The sequence below is a fragment of the Curtobacterium sp. MMLR14_010 genome, from assembly GCF_001865015.1.
GTDB lineage: Bacteria > Actinomycetota > Actinomycetes > Actinomycetales > Microbacteriaceae > Curtobacterium.
Window position 1 is genome coordinate 347,160 of the sequence record NZ_MJGV01000002.1, and the last position, 17,032, is coordinate 364,191.

The window sequence follows — 17,032 nt, forward strand, 5'->3', positions numbered from 1 at the left end:
GTTGGATGGGTCCATGACCAGGGCTCTCCTCGTGGTGGACATGCAGAACGACTTCACCGAGGGCGGTGCGCTCGGCGTCAGCGGTGGCAACACCCTCGCCACCCGCATCACCGCCTTCCTCGCGCGACACGCTGACGAGTACGACCTCATCGTCGGCTCCCGCGACTGGCACGACGCCGACGGCGACAACGGCGGGCACTTCGCCAGCGCGGACGAGCCCGACTTCGAGACGACCTGGCCGGTGCACTGCGTCGCCGGGACCCCCGGTGCCGAGTACCACCCCGACCTCGACACCGCGCCGATCGACGTGCACGTCATGAAGGGGCAGGGCGCACCGGCCTACTCGGCGTTCGAGGGCACGACGGAGTCCGGGAAGGACCTCGCCGACGTGCTCTTCGACCGCTCGGTGCACGAGATCGACATCGTCGGGATCGCCACCGACCACTGTGTCCGCGCCACGGCGGAGGACGGCCTGCGCGCCGGACTCGACGTCGTGGTGTTCGAGGACCTCGTGGTCGGGGTCGACCCCACCAGGAGCGCTGCGGCGCTCGAGGAGATCCGGAACGGCGGCGGGCACGTCGACCGGAGTGACATGGACGAGGGGCTCGCGAACCCCGGAGGAGCACAACTGTGACCACGAACGACACCACCACGACCGACGCGACCACGACCGTGGCGGACGAGCACGTCCGCGTCGAGGGCGTCCCCACCGGGCTGCTCATCGGCGGCACCTGGCGCCCCGCGACCGGCGGCCGGACCATCGCCGTGCAGGACCCCTCCACGGGTGCCGTCCTGGCCGAGGTCGCCGACGCCACCCCCGAGGACGGCATCGCCGCGCTCGACGCCGCCGTCGCCGCCCAGGACGCCTGGGCCGCGACCGCGCCCCGGAAGCGGTCCGACGTCCTCCGCCGCACGTTCGACCTGGTGCACGAGCACGCCGACGACCTCGCGGCCCTGATGACCCTGGAGATGGGCAAGCCCCTCGCCGAGTCCCGGGGTGAGGTCGTCTACGGTGCCGAGTTCCTGCGCTGGTTCTCGGAAGAGGCCGTCCGCATCGGTGGCGACTACCGCACGAACCCGGAGGGCACCGGCCGCGGCATCGTGCTGAAGCGCCCGGTCGGCCCCGTGTACGCCATCACGCCGTGGAACTTCCCGCTGGCGATGGCCACCAGGAAGATCGGTCCCGCACTCGCCGCCGGCTGCACGATCGTCATCAAGCCTGCCGACCTGACGCCCCTGACCACGCTGTTCCTCGCGGAGCTGTTCCGCCGGGCCGGGCTGCCGGACGGTGTCCTCAACGTCGTGACCTCCTCGGACGCCAAGGAGCTCTCGGCGCCGATCATCGCCGACCGCCGGCTGCGCAAGCTCACCTTCACCGGGTCGACGCCCGTCGGCTCGGCGCTGCTCAAGCAGGCCGCCGACAACGTCCTCCGCACGAGCATGGAGCTCGGCGGCAACGCCCCGCTGCTCGTGTTCGACGACGCCGACCTCGACACCGCCGTCACCTCCGCGATGCAGGCCAAGTTCCGCAACGTCGGCGAAGCGTGCACGGCTGCCAACCGCTTCTTCGTGCAGGACGGCATCGCCGACGCGTTCCTCGCGGCCCTCACCGCGAAGGTCGAGGCCCTCCGCATCGGCCGCGGCTCGGAGGACGGCACCACCATCGGGCCGCTCATCGACAGCCGTGCGGTCGACAAGGCCGCGGCACTCGTCGACGACGCCGTGGAGCGCGGGGCCCGGCTCGTCGCCGGCGGCGAGCGGGTCGACCGCCAGGGGACCTTCTACGCGCCCACCGTCCTCGACGACGTGCAGCCCGGGTCGGACATCCTGACGACCGAGATCTTCGGGCCGGTCGTCGCGATCACCCGGTTCCACACCGAGGACGAGGGCATCCGGCTCGCGAACGACACCGAGTACGGGCTCGTCGCCTACGCCTACACGTCCGACTTCGCCCGCGGGCAGCGGTTGGCCGAGCGGCTGGAGACGGGCATGCTCGGCCTGAACACCGGCGTGGTGTCGAACGCCGCGTTCCCGTTCGGCGGTGTCAAGGCCTCCGGGCTCGGGCGCGAGGGCTCGCACGAAGGCCTCGAGGAGTACCTCGAGACCGTGTACGTCCTGACGCCCGACCCCTTCGCGCGGTAGTCGAGCCCGACGGCCCCGGTCGGCCCCGCTAGACCAGGAGCTGGTGCTTCGCCAGGTCCCGGTACAGCGGGGTCGACTCGACGAGTTCCGAGTGCGTCCCGACACCCACGACCCGGCCGTGCTCGAGCACGACGATGACGTCCGAGTCCACGACCGTGGACAGCCGGTGCGCGATCACGAGCAGGGTGCGGTCCTCGGCGACGGCGTCGATCGCCAGGCGCATCTTCTGCTCGTTCACGCCGTCGAGCGAGGACGTCGACTCGTCGAGCAGCAGGATCGGGGGAGCGGCCAGCAGGGCACGGGCGATCGCCAGGCGCTGGCGTTCACCACCCGACAGCATCACGCCGTCCTCGCCGACCTGCGCGTCGAGCCCGCGGGCGTCGCGGTGCAGGACCTCGCCGAGGTTGACGGCCTCGAGCACGCGGACGCAGTCCTGCTCCGTGGCGGTCGGTGACCCGAGCAGCAGGTTGGCGCGGATGGTACCGGCGAGCACGGGGGCGTCCTGCTCGACGTACCCGATCTGCGCCCGGAGCTCGTCGCGGTCCAGCCCGCGGACGTCGATGCCGCCGAGGCGGATGACCCCGTCGGTCGGGTCGTAGAAGCGCTCGATCAGGGCCAGCGTCGTGGACTTGCCCGCGCCCGAGGGCCCGACGAGGGCGACCCGGGATCCGCGGGGCACCCGGAAGGAGACGTCGTGCAGCACCGCCTGCTCGTCCTCGGCTGCCCCGGAAGCCGCACCGCCGCCTGCCGTCCGGTCGGCAGAGGCGTCGGACGCGACCGCGCCGTCGGGACCGGACGCGTCGGCGGAGCGGGCGTACCGGAACGTGACGTGTTCGAAGGTGATGGCGTCGTCGGTGGCGACCGCGGCGGCGGGACGGACGGCGGCGTCGTCCTGGTCCTCGGTCGGCAGGTGCAGGATCTCCTCGATCCGGCCGAGCGCACCCAGTGCCTGGGCGACGGCGACCGCTGCCCCCATGGCCTGGCCGAGCGGCATGATCATCATGAAGAGCAGCAGGATGAACGTGATGAGCGTGGCGATGGTGATCGTGCCCGCCGCGACTTGGGCCCCGCCGACGCCGAGGACGGCGATGAACGCGACCTGCATCACGATGCTCGCGACGGGGACGACGAAAGCGGACATCTTCGCGATGTCGAGGCCGCGGCGGTAGGCCTCGGTCGCGTGGCCGTCGACCTCGTGCACCTCGCGCTCGGTGGCACCCGCAGCGCGGATGGTGCGGACTGCGCCGATGCCGCGTTCGACCGCGGCCGTCAGGTCGCCGACCTTCTCCTGCGCGCGCTTGGACGCGACGCGGATGCGGCGGCTGAGCCCGCCGACGACGACGATGGCGACGAGGACGATCGCGAGCGTGATGCCGAGCAGGAGCGGGTCGATGATCGCCATCGCGATGATCGCGCCGACGAAGGTGAGCGAGCCGCCGATGGACTCGATGAGGCCCTGGGTCAGGACGGCCCGCAGCAGGGTGGTGTCGCTGCCGACACGCGACACGAGGTCGCCGGTGCGGCGCGTGTCGAACTCGGAGATGGGCAGGTTGAGGATGCGCCCGATGAGCTTGCGGCGGGTGGAGAGCACGACGCCCTCACCGGCGCGCTGCAGCAGGAAGTGCTGGATGCCGTTGAGCAGTCCCGCGACGATCACGAGTCCGACCAGCAACCACACGAGCATGCTCAGCGTGTTGCCGTGCTGCACCGCGGTGATCACCTGGTTCACGAGCAGCGGCTGCGCCAGGGACGCACCCGCACCGAGGACGCTCAGCACGATGATGACGACCATCGCCGGCTTGTTCTCGAACAGGTAGGACAGCAGACGACCGAACGTGGCACGGGGGCCGTCGGTCGGCTTCGGGCGGGCGAAGGGGAGGCTCATCGTGTCCTAGTTTCTGCCGTACTTCTTGTGCACTGCCTGGCGACTGACGCCGAGGAGCGTCGCGATCTCCTGCCACGAGGCACCGGCGTTCCTGGCGCGGCGGGCGGCGAGTTCCTCGGTCCGGTCGAGTTCCCGGCGGAGGTCGCGCACGCTGGCGAGCGCGGAGAAGGGGTCGTCCCCTGATGCTCCCGCTGCGAGGTTCGTGATCGTCGGCCGGTCCATGGTTGTCAACGTACATTGACGCGCCGACATCTGTCAACCTGGGTTGACGCGGGCGGGCTGCAGCGTCGGTGACCTGTTGGAACATGCAGCCGTACCATCCGACACCGCACGCGTCGTTCGGCTTCCGTGATGTCGGATCATGCAGACGCAGACGATGAGTCCGCAACGATCGACACCGCGCCAGTCGTTCGACGCGCGTGGTGTCGCACGATGCGGACGTACCGAGGGGGCGGCGGGAGCAGGTGCCGGACCAGGCCGCAGACGGACGGGAGGCTCGGTGCCAGCTGGCACCGAGCCTCCCGTCCGCCACGCGGTCGCGACTACTGCACGTGGTCGGGGGACGCGACGCCGGCGCGGGCCGCGTCGGCCTCGCCGAAGTCGCTGCCGCGGGTCTCCCGGATGAGCAGCAGCGCGACGAGGGTGACCACGGCCGCGATCGTCAGGTAGAGGCCGACGAGGAAGATGTTCCCGTCCGGCTTCCACAGCGCCAGGGCGATCGTCGGCGCCAGCGAGGCACCCAGGATCGAGGCGATGTTGTAGGCCAGCGCGGAGCCCGTGTAGCGGACGTTCGCCGGGAACAGCTCTGGCAGCAGCGCCCCCATCGGCCCGAACGTCAGACCCATGAGCGACAGCCCCACGATGAGGAACGTCACCACGGTGACCGGGCCGTGCGACGCCGCGAACCAGAACTGGAACGTCAGGCCGAACAGCGCGATGCCGATCGTGGTCGGGATGAGCGTGCGACGACGGCCGAACTTGTCGGCGAGGATCCCGGCGATCGGGGTGAAGATGCCGAAGAACACCACGCCGATCATGAGCAGCGTGAGGAACTCCCCGCGGGAGTAGCCGAGGCCGACCTTCGGCACGAGCGCCGAGGCGGTGGAGCCGGTGGTGCCGTACGACAGCGTGAACGTGGTCATGAAGTAGAAGAGCACGTACGTGGCGACCATGCCGAAGGTGCCGACGATGACGGCCTTCCACGAGGTGCGGAACACGCGGCCCAGCGGGATCTTCGCCACGGTGCCGGACTCCTGCACGCCGCGGAACACGGTCGACTCGACCAGTCGGAAGCGGACGTACAGGCCGACGAGCACGAGCACGGCGGAGAGCAGGAACGGCAGGCGCCAACCCCACGCCTGGAAGTCGGGGTTCGGGGTGCCGTCGGCTCCGGCGGGCATCGCGGCGTTGATCGCGATGAACAGGCCGTTGGCGAGCAGGAACCCGATCGGGGCGCCGAGCTGGGGCATCGAGCCGAAGACGCCGCGCTTGCCGGCGGGGGCGTTCTCGGTCGCGAGCAGTGCCGCGCCCGACCACTCGCCGCCGAGGCCGACGCCCTGGGCGAAGCGCATCACGGCGAGGAGCACGGGCGCCCAGATGCCGATCGAGTCGAACGTGGGCAGGCAGCCGATGAGGAACGTGGCGGTGCCCATCACGAGCAGCGACGCGACGAGGGTGGTCTTGCGGCCGATGCGGTCACCGAAGTGGCCGAAGATGATCGACCCGACCGGGCGGGCGAAGAACGCCAGCGCGAAGGTCACGAACGAGGACAGCTGCGACGCGGTCGGGTCCTCGTTCGGGAAGAAGAGCGTCGGGAACACGAGGACCGCGGCGGTCGCGTAGACGTAGAAGTCGTAGAACTCGATCGACGTGCCGATCAGGCTCGCGACGACGACCCGGGACCGCGGGTTCGTCTTCTGGGCGGGGGCAGGGGCAGCCGATGTGGCGGACATGGTCGACGTTCTCCGTGCTGAGCACCCGGAGCGGGTGCGGCGGTGCCGAACGGCGGACACCGTGCGGACCGCGTGGTGGGCGGCATCGGACGGGTGCGTTCGGGTGGTGGTGGACCGCTCGTGACGGGGGACACCAGTGTACGACGGTCGTCGCGCAGCTGCGAATCCGCCGAGACCGCCCGTGGGGTCAGTTGTGCGCGCCGGCCTCGAGGTGCGCGGGGAGCTGGTGGCCCATCCGGTCGCGCTTGGTGTCGAGGTAGCCGGCATTCTGCGCGGAGATGCCGACGACGAGCGGCACCAGGCCATCGACCGTGATGCCGTGCTCCTCGAGCTGCCGGCGCTTCTCCGGGTTGTTCGACAGGAGCCGGACGCGGCCGATCCCGAGCTCGGTGAGGATGCCGGCGGCGCCGCCGTAGGCACGGGAGTCGGCAGGCAGACCGAGCGCGAGGTTGGCGTCGAGGGTGTCGAGGCCGTCCTCCTGCAGGCGGTAGGCCTTGAGCTTGTTGACCAGGCCGATGCCGCGGCCCTCGTGCCCGCGGAGGTAGACGACCACGCCGCCCTCGGCCGCGATGGTGTCGAGCGCGGCGTCGAGCTGGGGGCCGCACTCGCACTTCAGCGAGCCGAAGGCCTCACCGGTCAGGCACTCGGAGTGCACCCGCACCAGGGCGCCGTCGGTCGGGGCGGAGCCGTCCGGGAGCGCGCCGATGATCGCGACGTGCTCTGCTCCGGTCACCAGGTCGTGGTAGGCGCGCATCTCGAACGTGCCGTGCGTGGTCGGGACGTTCGTCGCGACCTCGAACCGGACCGGACTGCCCGGGGTGGGGGATGTCAGGGCGTCGGTCATGTGGTGCTCCGGTCGGTACGGGCCCCGTCGTCAGCGTGCACGGGTCCGGGCTGTGTAGGGACAGCGGCGGCCGGACGGGCACGCACCAGCAGGTCGGGGCCGAGGCTGGTGGTCGATAGTACGTCCAACCGCAGACGTTCGTGCATGCTTCCCACGCCGATGTCCCCGAGGGCGACCCGGGGTCCGCCGAGCAGCACGGGGGCGACGTAGGCCAGCACCTCGTCGACGAGGCCGGCGGCGATGAACGCGGACGCGACGGTGGGCCCGCCCTCGACGAAGACGGTGCGGATGCCCTCGGCGGCGAGGGCCTGGAGCGCCGCGCGCGGGTCGTGCCCGGGCAGGTGCAGGACGCCGCGAGGGTGCCTGCGCACGGCGGCGTCGGCCGGGACGGCACGGTCGCCGAGCACGACCGCGAGCGGCTGGTCGGCGAGGAGCTCGCCGGCGTCACCGCGGGCGGTCAGCGAGGGGTCGTCGGCGAGCACGGTGCCGGTGCCGACGACGATCGCGTCGTGGGCGGCGCGCTGCTCGTGGACGTGCTGGCGCGCGGCGGCGCCGGTGATCCAGCGGCTCGAGCCGTCGGCTGCCGCGGCTCGGCCGTCCAGGCTCGACGCCCACTTGACGGTCACCCACGGGCGACCCTGCCGGACCGAGGTGAGCCAGCGCTCGAGGAAGGCGGTCGCCTGGTCGGCGAGGACACCGGAGACCACGTCGACCCCGGCGGCACGCAGCCGGTCGGCACCGCCGTGCACGGCCGGGCCCGGGTCGTCGATGGCGTAGACGACGCGGGCGACCCCGGCGTCGATGAGCGCGACGGAGCACGGGCCGGTGCGACCGACGTGGTCGCAGGGCTCGAGGGTCACGACGACCGTCGTACCGCGCTGCTGCTCGGGCGTGAGCTGCGACAGGGCGTCGACCTCGGCGTGCGGGGTGCCGGCACCGCGGTGGTGGCCCTCGGCGATGGTGGTGCCGTCGGGGGCGAGCACGACGGCGCCGACGCGGGCGTGGTCGCCGAGCACGGGGCCGAGCGCGGCGAGTTCGAGCGCCCGGCGCATGGCCCGCACCTCGGTCTCCGTCACTGCCCTGCTGTCCACGAGCCGAGACTACCGGGACGCCGGGTCGGCCCCTGGGGCATCGCCCGGAGCGTAGGACTCGGACGGCCACGGCAGGTCGGACGCCGGGGTGCCGTCGGCACGACGGAGTCCCTTCCACGCCGACGCGGGGGAGCCGTCCCGGTTCGGGATGTTCGCGGTGCCGGTGCCCGTGTACGCGAAGCCAGCACGCCGGGCGACCTCTGCCGACGCCACGTTGCCGACATAGCACTCCCAGTACACGTCGGGCGCGCCACGGTCGAAGGCCCAGTCGACGACGAGGTCGACCGCGTCGTGCACGAGGCCCTGGCCGCGGGCCCCCGGCGCGAGCCAGAAGCCGAGGTCGCGGTGGACGGTGCGGTAGGAGATCACGCCCTCGAGCCAGATGGAGCCCTGGCGGCGGATCGCCCAGGTGTACTCGCGGTCGGACGCCCACCCCGGCCCGACGAGCGCGTCCACGAAGGCGGCGGCGTCCTGCGGGCGGTACGGCGTGGGGACGGTCGTCCAGCGCACCACCTCGGGGTCCTGGCAGCCCTCGGTGATCGCGACGGTGTCCGCGCGGGTGGGGACGTCCAGGCGGACCCGGTCGGACTCGAGCGTGACGGGGAGCACGTCAGCGGCGCACGCGCGGGACGAACCCGATGCGGTCGTAGACGCGGGCGAGGGTCTCGGTCGCGATCGACTCGGCACGCTCGGCGCCGAGGGCGAGCAGGCGGTCGAGCTCGGCCGGGTCGTCGAGGAGCTCCAGCGTGCGGGCCCGGACGGGTTCGAGCTCGGCGACGACGGCGTCGGCCACCTCGCCCTTGAGGTCCCCGTAGCCCTTGCCCGCGAACGAGGCCTCGAGCTCGGCGACCGGCGTGCGCGTGAACGCCGACAGGATCGACAGCAGGTTCGTCACGCCGGGCTTCTCGGTGCGGTCGGCTCGGATCTCCCGCTCGGTGTCCGTGACCGCCGACCGGATCTTCTTCGCGGTGCGCTTCGGCTCGTCGAGGAGCAGCACGAGGCCGGAGTCGGAGGCTGCGGACTTGCTCATCTTGCTGGTCGGGTCCTGCAGGTCGTAGATGCGCGCGGTGTCGGCGAGGATCCGGGCCGCTGGCACGACGAACGTGTCGCCGAACCGGGAGTTGAAGCGTCCGGCGAGGTCGCGCGTGAGCTCGACGTGCTGGCGCTGGTCGTCGCCGACGGGCACGACCTGGGCGTCGTAGAGCAGGATGTCGGCGGCCATCAGGATCGGGTACGTGAACAGCCCGACGGAGGCAGCCTCTGCGCCCTGGCGCGCCGACTTGTCCTTGAACTGGGTCATCCGGCTCGCCTCACCGAACCCGGTCAGCGTGTTGAGCACCCACGCCAGCTCGGCGTGCGCCGGCACGTGCGACTGGACGAAGAGCGTCGAGCGCTCCGGGTCGATGCCGGCGGCGATGTACTGCGCGGCGGTTCGACGGGTGTTCTCGCGCAGGGCGGCGGGGTCCTGCGGGGAGGTGATCGCGTGCATGTCCACGACGCAGAAGATCGCGTCGTGGTCGTCCTGCATGTCCCGCCACTGCATGAGCGCGCCGATGTAGTTGCCGAGGTGCAGCGAGCCAGCGGAGGGCTGGATGCCGGAGAAGGTGCGGGGGTTGGTCATGGTGCTGGTTCCAGTCCTGGACGGAGAAGGGGAGCGGGGTCAGAGCTCGTAGTCGACGACCACGGGGGCGTGGTCGGACCATCGCTGGTCGTACGCGTCGGCGCGGTCGACCGTGTAGGTCTGCACCTTCGCCGCGAGCTCGGGCGTGGCCATCTGGTAGTCGATGCGCCAGCCGGAGTCGTTGTCGAAGGCCTGCCCGCGCCAGGACCACCACGTGTACGGCCCGTCGACGTCGCCGGCCTGCTGTCGGCCGACGTCGACCCAGCCGAGGCCCGGCCCCGTGGAGCCGTCAGCGCCCTCGACGGGTTCGCCGTCCGCGCCGAAGAAGCGGCTGAAGTAGGCGCGCTCCCGCGGCAGGAAGCCCGCACGCTTGACGTTGCCCTTCCAGTTCTTGATGTCGCGCTGGTCGTGCCCGACGTTGAGGTCGCCGACGACGACGGCGAGCGGGTTGTGCGCCCGGACCTCGGGCAGCCGGGCGGTCATGGCGTCGAGGAACTTCCACTTCTCGTCCTGCTTCGGGGTGTCGGCCTCCCCGGAGTGGACGTACGTCGACACGACCGTGACCATGGTGCCGTCGATCTCGTAGTCGGCCTCGAGCCAGCGGCCGGCGGAGTCGAACTCCGCGGGGCCGAGCTCGACGCGGTGGATGTGCGCACGGTGTCGGGAGGCGATGGCGACGCCGGCGCGGCCCTTCGCCGAGGCCGGGTCGTGCACGACGTCCCACTCGTCGCCGAGCAGGCCGGTCAGGTCGTCGCTCGACGCGCGGACCTCCTGCAGGGCGAGGACGTCCACGTCGCGTGTCGCCAGCCAGTCGCCCATGCCCTTGCGGAAGGCGGCGCGCACGCCGTTCACGTTGACGGATGCGAGGCGCAGGCGTGTCATGCAGAACACCTTATCGGCGGGGGGCGACAGCCTGCGGACGTGGGGCGGGAACGACTGGAGGCCCGGTGCCAGCTGGCACCGGGCCTCCCGTCAGACACGCAGGTCGCGACCAGCGCGACCAGCGACGTCAGGCCGCGTCGTGGTCCGTCTTCAGGAACTCGACCAGGCTGTCGGCCGTGGTCTCGGCGTCGTCGCCGGTCACCGTCAGCGTGACCTCGTCGCCGTTCTCGACCCCGAGGCCGAGCAGGCCGAGGATGCTGCCGGCGTTGGCCGACTTCTCGCCCTTGTTGATCGTGACCTGGTGCCCGGACGCGGTGACGCTCTGGACGAACAGCGACGCCGGGCGGGCGTGCAGACCGGATCCGCTGGCGACGGTGACGGTGCGGGTGGCTTCGGACATCGATGAACTCCTTCGACGAGATGGTCGGCCCATGCTAGCGAGCCGGTGGTCGGGGTGTCCCGACGGTCAGGACCGGCCGGGCCAGAAGACCTCGGCGCCGGCGGCCTCGACCTCGCGGACCAGGTCGAGGTTGACGGCCGGGTCGGTGATGATCGTGTCGATCGCCGCGAGGGGGGCGACGCGACCGAACTCCTCGCGACCGAACTTCGTGTGGTCGGCGAGCAGGATGCTCCGTCTGGCGGCCTTGATCATCGCGGACTTCACGGCGGCCTCGGCCATGTTGTGCGTGGTCAGGCCGCGTTCGGGCGTGATGCCGTTGATGCTGATGAAGGCGACGTCCACGCTGACCATCCCGATGAGCTGGTGCGTCCAGGTCCCGACGCCCGCGAGCGAGTCGCTGCGGATGTTCCCGCCGAGCAGGTGCAGGTCGATGCCCTGGCGGTTCGCGACGGCCATCGCCACCGGCAGCGAGTGCGTGACCACGGTGAGCCCGCGGTCGGTCGGCAGCATCTCGGCGAGGCAGATCGTCGACGTGCCGGCGTCGATCATCACGGAGCCGTTCTCGGGCAGCTCCTCGAGCGCGGCCTCGGCGATCACCATCTTCTCCGGCTGGTTGATGCCGCCGCGGTCGCCGACGCCCGGGTGCAGGGTGATCCGTTCGACGGGGATCGCGCCACCGTGGGCGCGACGGACGAGTCCGCGGCGCTCGAGGGAGGTGAGGTCGCGCCGGATGGTCTCCGGCGTGACCTCGAGGAGCTCGGCGAGGTCCTTCACGTCGACGCGGCCCGCGGCACGGGCCTGCTCGACGATGCGCTGGTGGCGCTCTGGTGCGTACATCGGACCTCGGTGTCTCGTGGTGGTGGCATCCGGCTGCCCGCCTCGCAGCAGCAGCTGACCGCTTTCCAGCAGCAGCTGACCACTTCGGAGCAGAACGGACACGGACGGATGCGAGCTCGGCGATCGATGCGCCGCACGGGAGCAGGTCAGACCGAAACGGGCATCTGTTTGTGCATTTTTATCCCCGGATGTGTTTGTTTGTCAACGCGGATCGATGTATGGTGCTCCAAGCCGCACGGGCGTGGTCCGTCCGTGTCGCTGTGCACAGAACGGAACCACCCCACCGCAAGCGCGTGTGAGATGAAGGAGTCTCGAATGTCCGAACTGCTCGGAACCGGCGTCGGCCGAGGAGTTGCCCACGGCACCGTGCTCCGGATGGCGGACCCGCTCGGCGAACCGTCGACCGCACCGCTCGAGGGCTCGTCGGACGACGCGAAGCAGGCCGTGCACGCAGCGCTCGCCGCCGTGGCGGAGGACCTCACGAAGCGCGGGCAGCTCGCCGGTGGCGACGCCCAGGCCGTGCTCGAGGCCCAGGCGCTCATGGCGCAGGACCCCACCCTCCTCGACGACGTGCACGCCCGCATCGACGGCGGCACGAACGCCGAGCGTGCCGTGTACGAGGCCTTCGCGCAGTTCCGCGACCTGCTCGTCGGCATGGGCGGCTACATGGGGGAGCGCGCCACCGACCTCGACGATGTCGCCCAGCGCATCGTCGCCAAGCTCCGCGGGGTCCACGCACCCGGTGTCCCCGAGTCGGACACCCCCTTCGTGCTCGTCGCCCGCGACCTCGCGCCGGCGGACACCGCACTCCTCGACCTCGAGAAGGTCCTCGCGCTCGTCACCCGAGACGGCGGACCGACCTCGCACACCGCGATCCTCGCCCGCGCCAAGGGCATCACCGCCATCGTCGGCGTGACCGGCGCGGACGACCTCACCGACGGGCAGGCCGTCGTCGTCGACGCCGCCGCCGGCACGGTCGTCACCGAGCCCTCCGCCGAACTCGTCGCCGACGTCGAGCAGCGCATCGCCGACCGCCTCGCCGCCGCCGCGGCACCGCTCACCGCCGGGGCCCTGGCCGACGGCCACGTCGTGCCGCTGCTGGCGAACCTCGGCAGCCCGGCCGACGCCTCCGGCGCCGTCGCTCTCGGTGCGGAGGGCGTGGGGCTCTTCCGCACCGAGTTCCTCTTCCTCGACTCCCCGAAGGCGCCGACCGTCGACGAGCAGAAGGCCTCGTACGTCCAGCTCCTCGCGGCGTTCCCGGGGAAGAAGGTCGTGGTCCGGGCGCTCGACGCCGGTGCCGACAAGCCGCTGCCGTTCCTCACCGACAAGGACGAGGAGAACCCGGCGCTCGGTCGCCGCGGACTCCGGGCGCTCCGGAACCACCCCGAGGTGCTCCGCGACCAGCTCACCGCGCTCGCCCAGGCCGACGCCGAGACCGAGGCGGACCTCTGGGTCATGGCCCCGATGGTCGCCGACGCCGAGGAGACCGAGTACTTCGTCGACCTGGCCCGCGAGCTCGGGATCCGCACGGCCGGCGTGATGGCCGAGGTCCCCTCGCTCGCGCTGATGGCCGAGCAGGTCTTCGTCTCCGCCGACTTCGTGTCCATCGGCACGAACGACCTGACCCAGTACACGATGGCCGCCGACCGCATGCTCGGCACCGTCGCGAGCTACCAGGACCCCTGGCACCCCGCCGTCCTGCGCCTGGTCGCGCAGCTCGGCAGTGCCGGAGCCGACGCCGGCAAGGCCGTGGGCATCTGCGGCGAGGCGGCGGCTGACCCGCTCCTCGCGGTCGTGCTCGTCGGCCTCGGCGCCACCACCCTCTCCATGACCCCCGCGGCCCTCGCCGACGTGCGTGCCGAACTCGGCAGGCACACCCTCGACGAGGCCCGCGAGATGGCCCAGGCGGCACTCGCCGCGTCCACGGCGGCGGCCGCGAAGTCCGCCGCGGCGGCCGCACACGCCGCCTGACCCAGCACCAACCAGCACGACCAGCACCAACCAGCACCGACCAGCACGACCAGCAGAACCCGTACCAGACACAGCAGAACCCGCACCGAACAGCACCAACCCGTCCCCTCCACGCAGCAGCACCACCACACAGAAAGTCACCGCACATGACAACGTCGTCCGTTGCAGCGCCAGACGCCCCCGCCCAGTCGCGGGGTGGCGCACGCGTCGCCGTTCAGAAGTTCGGCACGTTCCTCTCCGGCATGGTCATGCCCAACATCGCGATCTTCATCGCGTGGGGCATCATCACCGCCTTCTTCATCGAGACCGGCTGGACGCCCGTGGGCATCCTCGGCGGCTTCGGTGAGACGAACGGCGTCGCGAACGTCGGACTCGTCGGCCCGATCCTGACCTACCTCATCCCGCTCGCGATCGCGATCCAGGGCGGCCGGATGGTCTACGAGACCCGCGGCGCCGTCGTCGGGTCGATCATGACCATGGGCGTCATCATCGGTGCCAGCGGCACCACGATGATCCTCGGCGCGATGATCTGTGGCCCGCTCGGTGCCTACCTGATCAAGCAGGTCGACCGCATCTGGGACGGCAAGATCAAGCCCGGCTTCGAGATGCTCGTGAACAACTACGCGGCCGGCATCCTCGGCTTCGTGCTCGCGATGATCGGCTTCTTCTGGCTCGCCCCGCTGTTCAAGCTCATCGCCGAGGGCCTCGGCGACGCCGTGAACTTCCTCGTGCAGCACTCCCTGCTGCCCGTCGCGAGCATCATCATCGAGCCCGCCAAGGTCTTCTTCCTCAACAACGCGATCAACCACGGCGTGCTCGACCAGCTCGGTGCGCAGCAGGTCCAGGACTCGGGCAAGAGCATCCTGTTCCTGCTCGAGGCGAACCCCGGCCCCGGCCTGGGCATCCTGCTGGCCTTCACCTTCTTCGGTGTCGGCATCGCCCGCTCGACCGCTCCCGGCGCGATCATCATCCAGTTCTTCGGCGGCATCCACGAGATCTACTTCCCGTACGTGCTGCAGAAGCCGATCCTGTTCATCGCCGTCATCCTCGGTGGTGCGACCGGTGTCGCCACGAACGTCGCCTTCAAGTCCGGCCTCGTCGCCCCGGCGTCGCCCGGCTCGATCTTCGCGGTGCTCGGTGCCACGGAGCGCAACAGCTTCCTCGGCGTCATCCTCTCGGTGATCCTGTCGGCCGCGGTGTCCTTCGCCGTCGCGTCCTTCTTCCTCATCGCCACCCGCAAGCGCGACCTCGCCGCCGGCAACGCCGGTGACATGAGCGCCGCGATGGCCAAGCTCCAGGCGAACAAGGGCCGCGACGTCAACGCCGCGACCTCGGGTCTGCTCGGCAACAACGCGCCCCGCAACGACGAGGAGACCGAGGCCGCCTTCGGTGGCGTCGGTTCCGGCACCGCCACGGCGACGCGCGTCGAGAACGTCGTCTTCGCCTGCGACGCCGGCATGGGCTCGAGCGCCATGGGCGCCAGCGTCCTCCGCAACAAGATCAAGAAGGCCGGCATCGAGGGCGTCACCGTCGTCAACAAGGCCATCGCGAACCTGTCGGGCGACGAGGACCTCATCATCACGCAGGAGGAACTGACCCCCCGCGCGAAGCAGAAGAACCCGGGCGCGCAGCACGTGTCGGTCGGCAACTTCATGAACGCACCGCAGTACGACCAGGTCGTCGACCAGCTGAAGAACCAGTAACACCGCTCGTCCACCAGCGAGCAAGTGCACGATGGAGAGGGGGCGGGCAACCGCCCCCTCTTCCACATCCACGAACCGAGGAGAACCACAGATGCCCGTCCTGCAGGAGAGCCAGATCCGGATCCACACCGAGGACACCGCCCCGACCAAGTCGGAGGCGATGAAGGAGGCCGCCGAGATCCTCGAGGCCGCCGGCGCGGTCACGGGCGACTACTACCCGGCCATGCTCGAGCGCGAGAAGACCGTCTCGACCTACATGGGCAACTTCCTCGCCATCCCGCACGGCACGAACGACGCGAAGGACGCCATCAAGTCCTCCGCGCTGTCGTTCATCCGCTACGCGGCACCGATCGACTGGGACGGCAACGAGGTCCGCTTCGTGGTGGGCATCGCCGGCGTCAACAACGAGCACCTCGACATCCTGTCGAAGATCGCGATCGTCTTCTCCGACGAGGACGAGGTCCAGAAGCTGACCGACGCCCCCGACACCGCGGCGATCCTCGCGATCCTCGGCGAGGTCAACGAGTGAGCACCGCCGTCCACTTCGGTGCCGGCAACATCGGCCGCGGCTTCGTCGGGCTCCTGCTGCACGAGGCCGGCTACGAGGTCGTCTTCGCCGACGTCGCCGCCCCGGTCATCGACGCCCTCGCGGCCGCCGACTCGTACACCGTGCACGAGGTCGGCACCGGTGCCCAGGACCACGAGGTCACGAACTTCCGTGCGCTCAACAGCGCCCAGGACGAGCCAGCCGTCGTCGCCGAGATCGCCACGGCGGACATCGTCACCTGCGCCGTCGGGCCCAACGTCCTGAAGTTCATCGCGCCGGTCATCGCCGCCGCGCTCCAGCAGCGCGACGCCGACGCGGCGCCGATCGCCGTGATGGCGTGCGAGAACGCCCTGAACGCGACCGACCGTCTCCGCGAGTTCGTCGTCGAGGCCCTGCCCGCCGACGTCCGCGACGCCGCCCTCGCCAAGGCCGTCTTCGCGAACACCGCGGTCGACCGCATCGTCCCGGCGCAGCCCGAGGGCGGCGGCCTCGACGTCACCGTCGAGACCTACTTCGAGTGGGCCATCGACCGCACGCCGTTCCACGGCACCGAGCCGGAGATCCCCGGCGTGCACTACGTCGACGGCCTGGCCGCGTCCATCGAGCGGAAGCTCTTCACGGTGAACACCGGGCACGCCACCGTCGCGTACCACGGCTTCCTCGCCGGGGCGGACAAGATCTCCGACGCGGTCGCGATCCCCGCCGTGCGCTCCGCGCTCGAGTCGGTGCTCGGCGAGACGAGCGACCTGCTGGTCCGTCGCCACGAGCTCGACCCCGAGGTGCACCGCGCCTACGTGGCCGCGATCATCGCGCGCTTCGAGAACCCGCACCTGCCCGACACCGTCACGCGCGTCGGCCGTCAGCCGCTCCGCAAGCTGTCCCGCGACGAGCGGTTCGTCTCACCGGCCGCCGCCCTCGCCGAGGAGGGCACCGAGCCGGTGGCACTCCTCGACGCCATGGGCGCCGCGCTCCGGTTCGACGTCGCGGACGACGAGCAGAGCGTCGAGCTGCAGGCGCTCCTCGCCTCCGACCGTGCGGACGCCGACATCGCGTCCGAGATCACGGGCCTGGACGCCGAGCACCCGCTGCACGCCGCGTTCACCGACCGGGTGCACACCGCGCGTTCCTGACGCAGCCACATGACGGACGGGAGGCTC

The 17,032-nt window shown here is 71.1% G+C and carries 15 protein-coding genes and 1 pseudogene; 6 read left to right on the top strand and 10 right to left on the bottom strand.

Features of this window, described 5'->3' with window-relative positions:
• Positions 1-13: 13 nt before the first annotated feature.
• Both BIU98_RS01715 and BIU98_RS01720 read left to right on the top strand, forming a co-directional pair.
• Positions 14-634, top strand: a complete 621-nt coding sequence (locus BIU98_RS01715) for an isochorismatase family protein (protein WP_071270396.1) — start codon at positions 14-16, stop codon at positions 632-634.
• A gap of 38 nt (positions 635-672) precedes the next feature.
• A complete protein-coding gene (locus BIU98_RS01720) occupies positions 673-2,142 on the top strand; it encodes an NAD-dependent succinate-semialdehyde dehydrogenase (protein ID WP_071270602.1) in 1,470 nt (489 codons plus the stop codon).
• Positions 2,143-2,170: 28 nt separating this feature from the next.
• On the opposite strand, the gene BIU98_RS01725 is transcribed toward BIU98_RS01720, so the two are convergent.
• The 10 genes and pseudogenes from BIU98_RS01725 to BIU98_RS01770 form a co-directional block, all read right to left on the bottom strand.
• Positions 2,171-4,027 (bottom strand): ABC transporter ATP-binding protein, encoded by a 1,857-nt coding sequence (locus BIU98_RS01725; RefSeq protein WP_071270399.1) that lies wholly within the window; start codon positions 4,025-4,027, stop codon positions 2,171-2,173.
• A gap of 6 nt (positions 4,028-4,033) precedes the next feature.
• Positions 4,034-4,249, bottom strand: a complete 216-nt coding sequence (locus BIU98_RS01730; RefSeq protein WP_071270402.1) for a hypothetical protein — start codon at positions 4,247-4,249, stop codon at positions 4,034-4,036.
• 320 nt (positions 4,250-4,569) lie between these two features.
• Entirely contained in the window at positions 4,570-5,979 is a 1,410-nt protein-coding gene (locus BIU98_RS01735; RefSeq protein ID WP_071270405.1) for an MFS transporter, read from the bottom strand.
• Positions 5,980-6,166: 187 nt separating this feature from the next.
• A pseudogene (gene ribA, locus BIU98_RS01740) lies at positions 6,167-6,790 on the bottom strand (GTP cyclohydrolase II); the annotation flags it as partial.
• A 29-nt stretch (positions 6,791-6,819) separates the two neighbouring features.
• Complete coding sequence (gene ribD, locus BIU98_RS18785; RefSeq protein WP_071270603.1) at positions 6,820-7,875, bottom strand: bifunctional diaminohydroxyphosphoribosylaminopyrimidine deaminase/5-amino-6-(5-phosphoribosylamino)uracil reductase RibD; 1,056 nt, start codon at positions 7,873-7,875, stop codon at positions 6,820-6,822.
• A 48-nt stretch (positions 7,876-7,923) separates the two neighbouring features.
• Entirely contained in the window at positions 7,924-8,523 is a 600-nt protein-coding gene (locus BIU98_RS18790) for a GNAT family N-acetyltransferase (protein WP_071270411.1), read from the bottom strand.
• A 1-nt stretch (position 8,524) separates the two neighbouring features.
• Entirely contained in the window at positions 8,525-9,535 is a 1,011-nt protein-coding gene (trpS, locus tag BIU98_RS01755) for a tryptophan--tRNA ligase (protein WP_071270414.1), read from the bottom strand.
• 39 nt (positions 9,536-9,574) lie between these two features.
• Positions 9,575-10,417, bottom strand: a complete 843-nt coding sequence (locus BIU98_RS01760; RefSeq protein ID WP_071270417.1) for an exodeoxyribonuclease III — start codon at positions 10,415-10,417, stop codon at positions 9,575-9,577.
• A gap of 127 nt (positions 10,418-10,544) precedes the next feature.
• The gene (locus tag BIU98_RS01765) at positions 10,545-10,817 is read right to left on the bottom strand and encodes an HPr family phosphocarrier protein (protein WP_071270420.1); all 273 of its coding nucleotides are present in this window, start codon (positions 10,815-10,817) and stop codon (positions 10,545-10,547) included.
• Positions 10,818-10,883: 66 nt separating this feature from the next.
• On the bottom strand, positions 10,884-11,654 hold the full coding sequence (locus BIU98_RS01770; RefSeq protein WP_071270423.1) for a DeoR/GlpR family DNA-binding transcription regulator: 771 nt from the start codon (positions 11,652-11,654) through the stop codon (positions 10,884-10,886).
• A gap of 315 nt (positions 11,655-11,969) precedes the next feature.
• Here BIU98_RS01770 and ptsP point away from each other — a divergent pair, with 315 nt between their 5' ends.
• The 4 genes from ptsP to BIU98_RS01790 all read left to right on the top strand — a co-directional run bounded on the left by ptsP (position 11,970) and on the right by BIU98_RS01790 (position 17,005).
• The gene (gene ptsP, locus BIU98_RS01775) at positions 11,970-13,625 is read left to right on the top strand and encodes a phosphoenolpyruvate--protein phosphotransferase (protein WP_071270426.1); all 1,656 of its coding nucleotides are present in this window, start codon (positions 11,970-11,972) and stop codon (positions 13,623-13,625) included.
• 146 nt (positions 13,626-13,771) lie between these two features.
• Entirely contained in the window at positions 13,772-15,328 is a 1,557-nt protein-coding gene (locus BIU98_RS01780) for a PTS mannitol transporter subunit IICB (protein ID WP_071270429.1), read from the top strand.
• A 91-nt stretch (positions 15,329-15,419) separates the two neighbouring features.
• Positions 15,420-15,857 carry a PTS sugar transporter subunit IIA gene (locus tag BIU98_RS01785; RefSeq protein WP_071270432.1) on the top strand — a complete coding sequence of 146 codons (438 nt, stop codon included), beginning with the start codon at positions 15,420-15,422 and terminating at the stop codon, positions 15,855-15,857.
• Positions 15,854-17,005, top strand: a complete 1,152-nt coding sequence (locus BIU98_RS01790; RefSeq protein ID WP_071270435.1) for a mannitol-1-phosphate 5-dehydrogenase — start codon at positions 15,854-15,856, stop codon at positions 17,003-17,005. Before BIU98_RS01785 ends, BIU98_RS01790 begins: the two co-directional genes overlap by 4 nt.
• Positions 17,006-17,032: the final 27 nt, after the last annotated feature.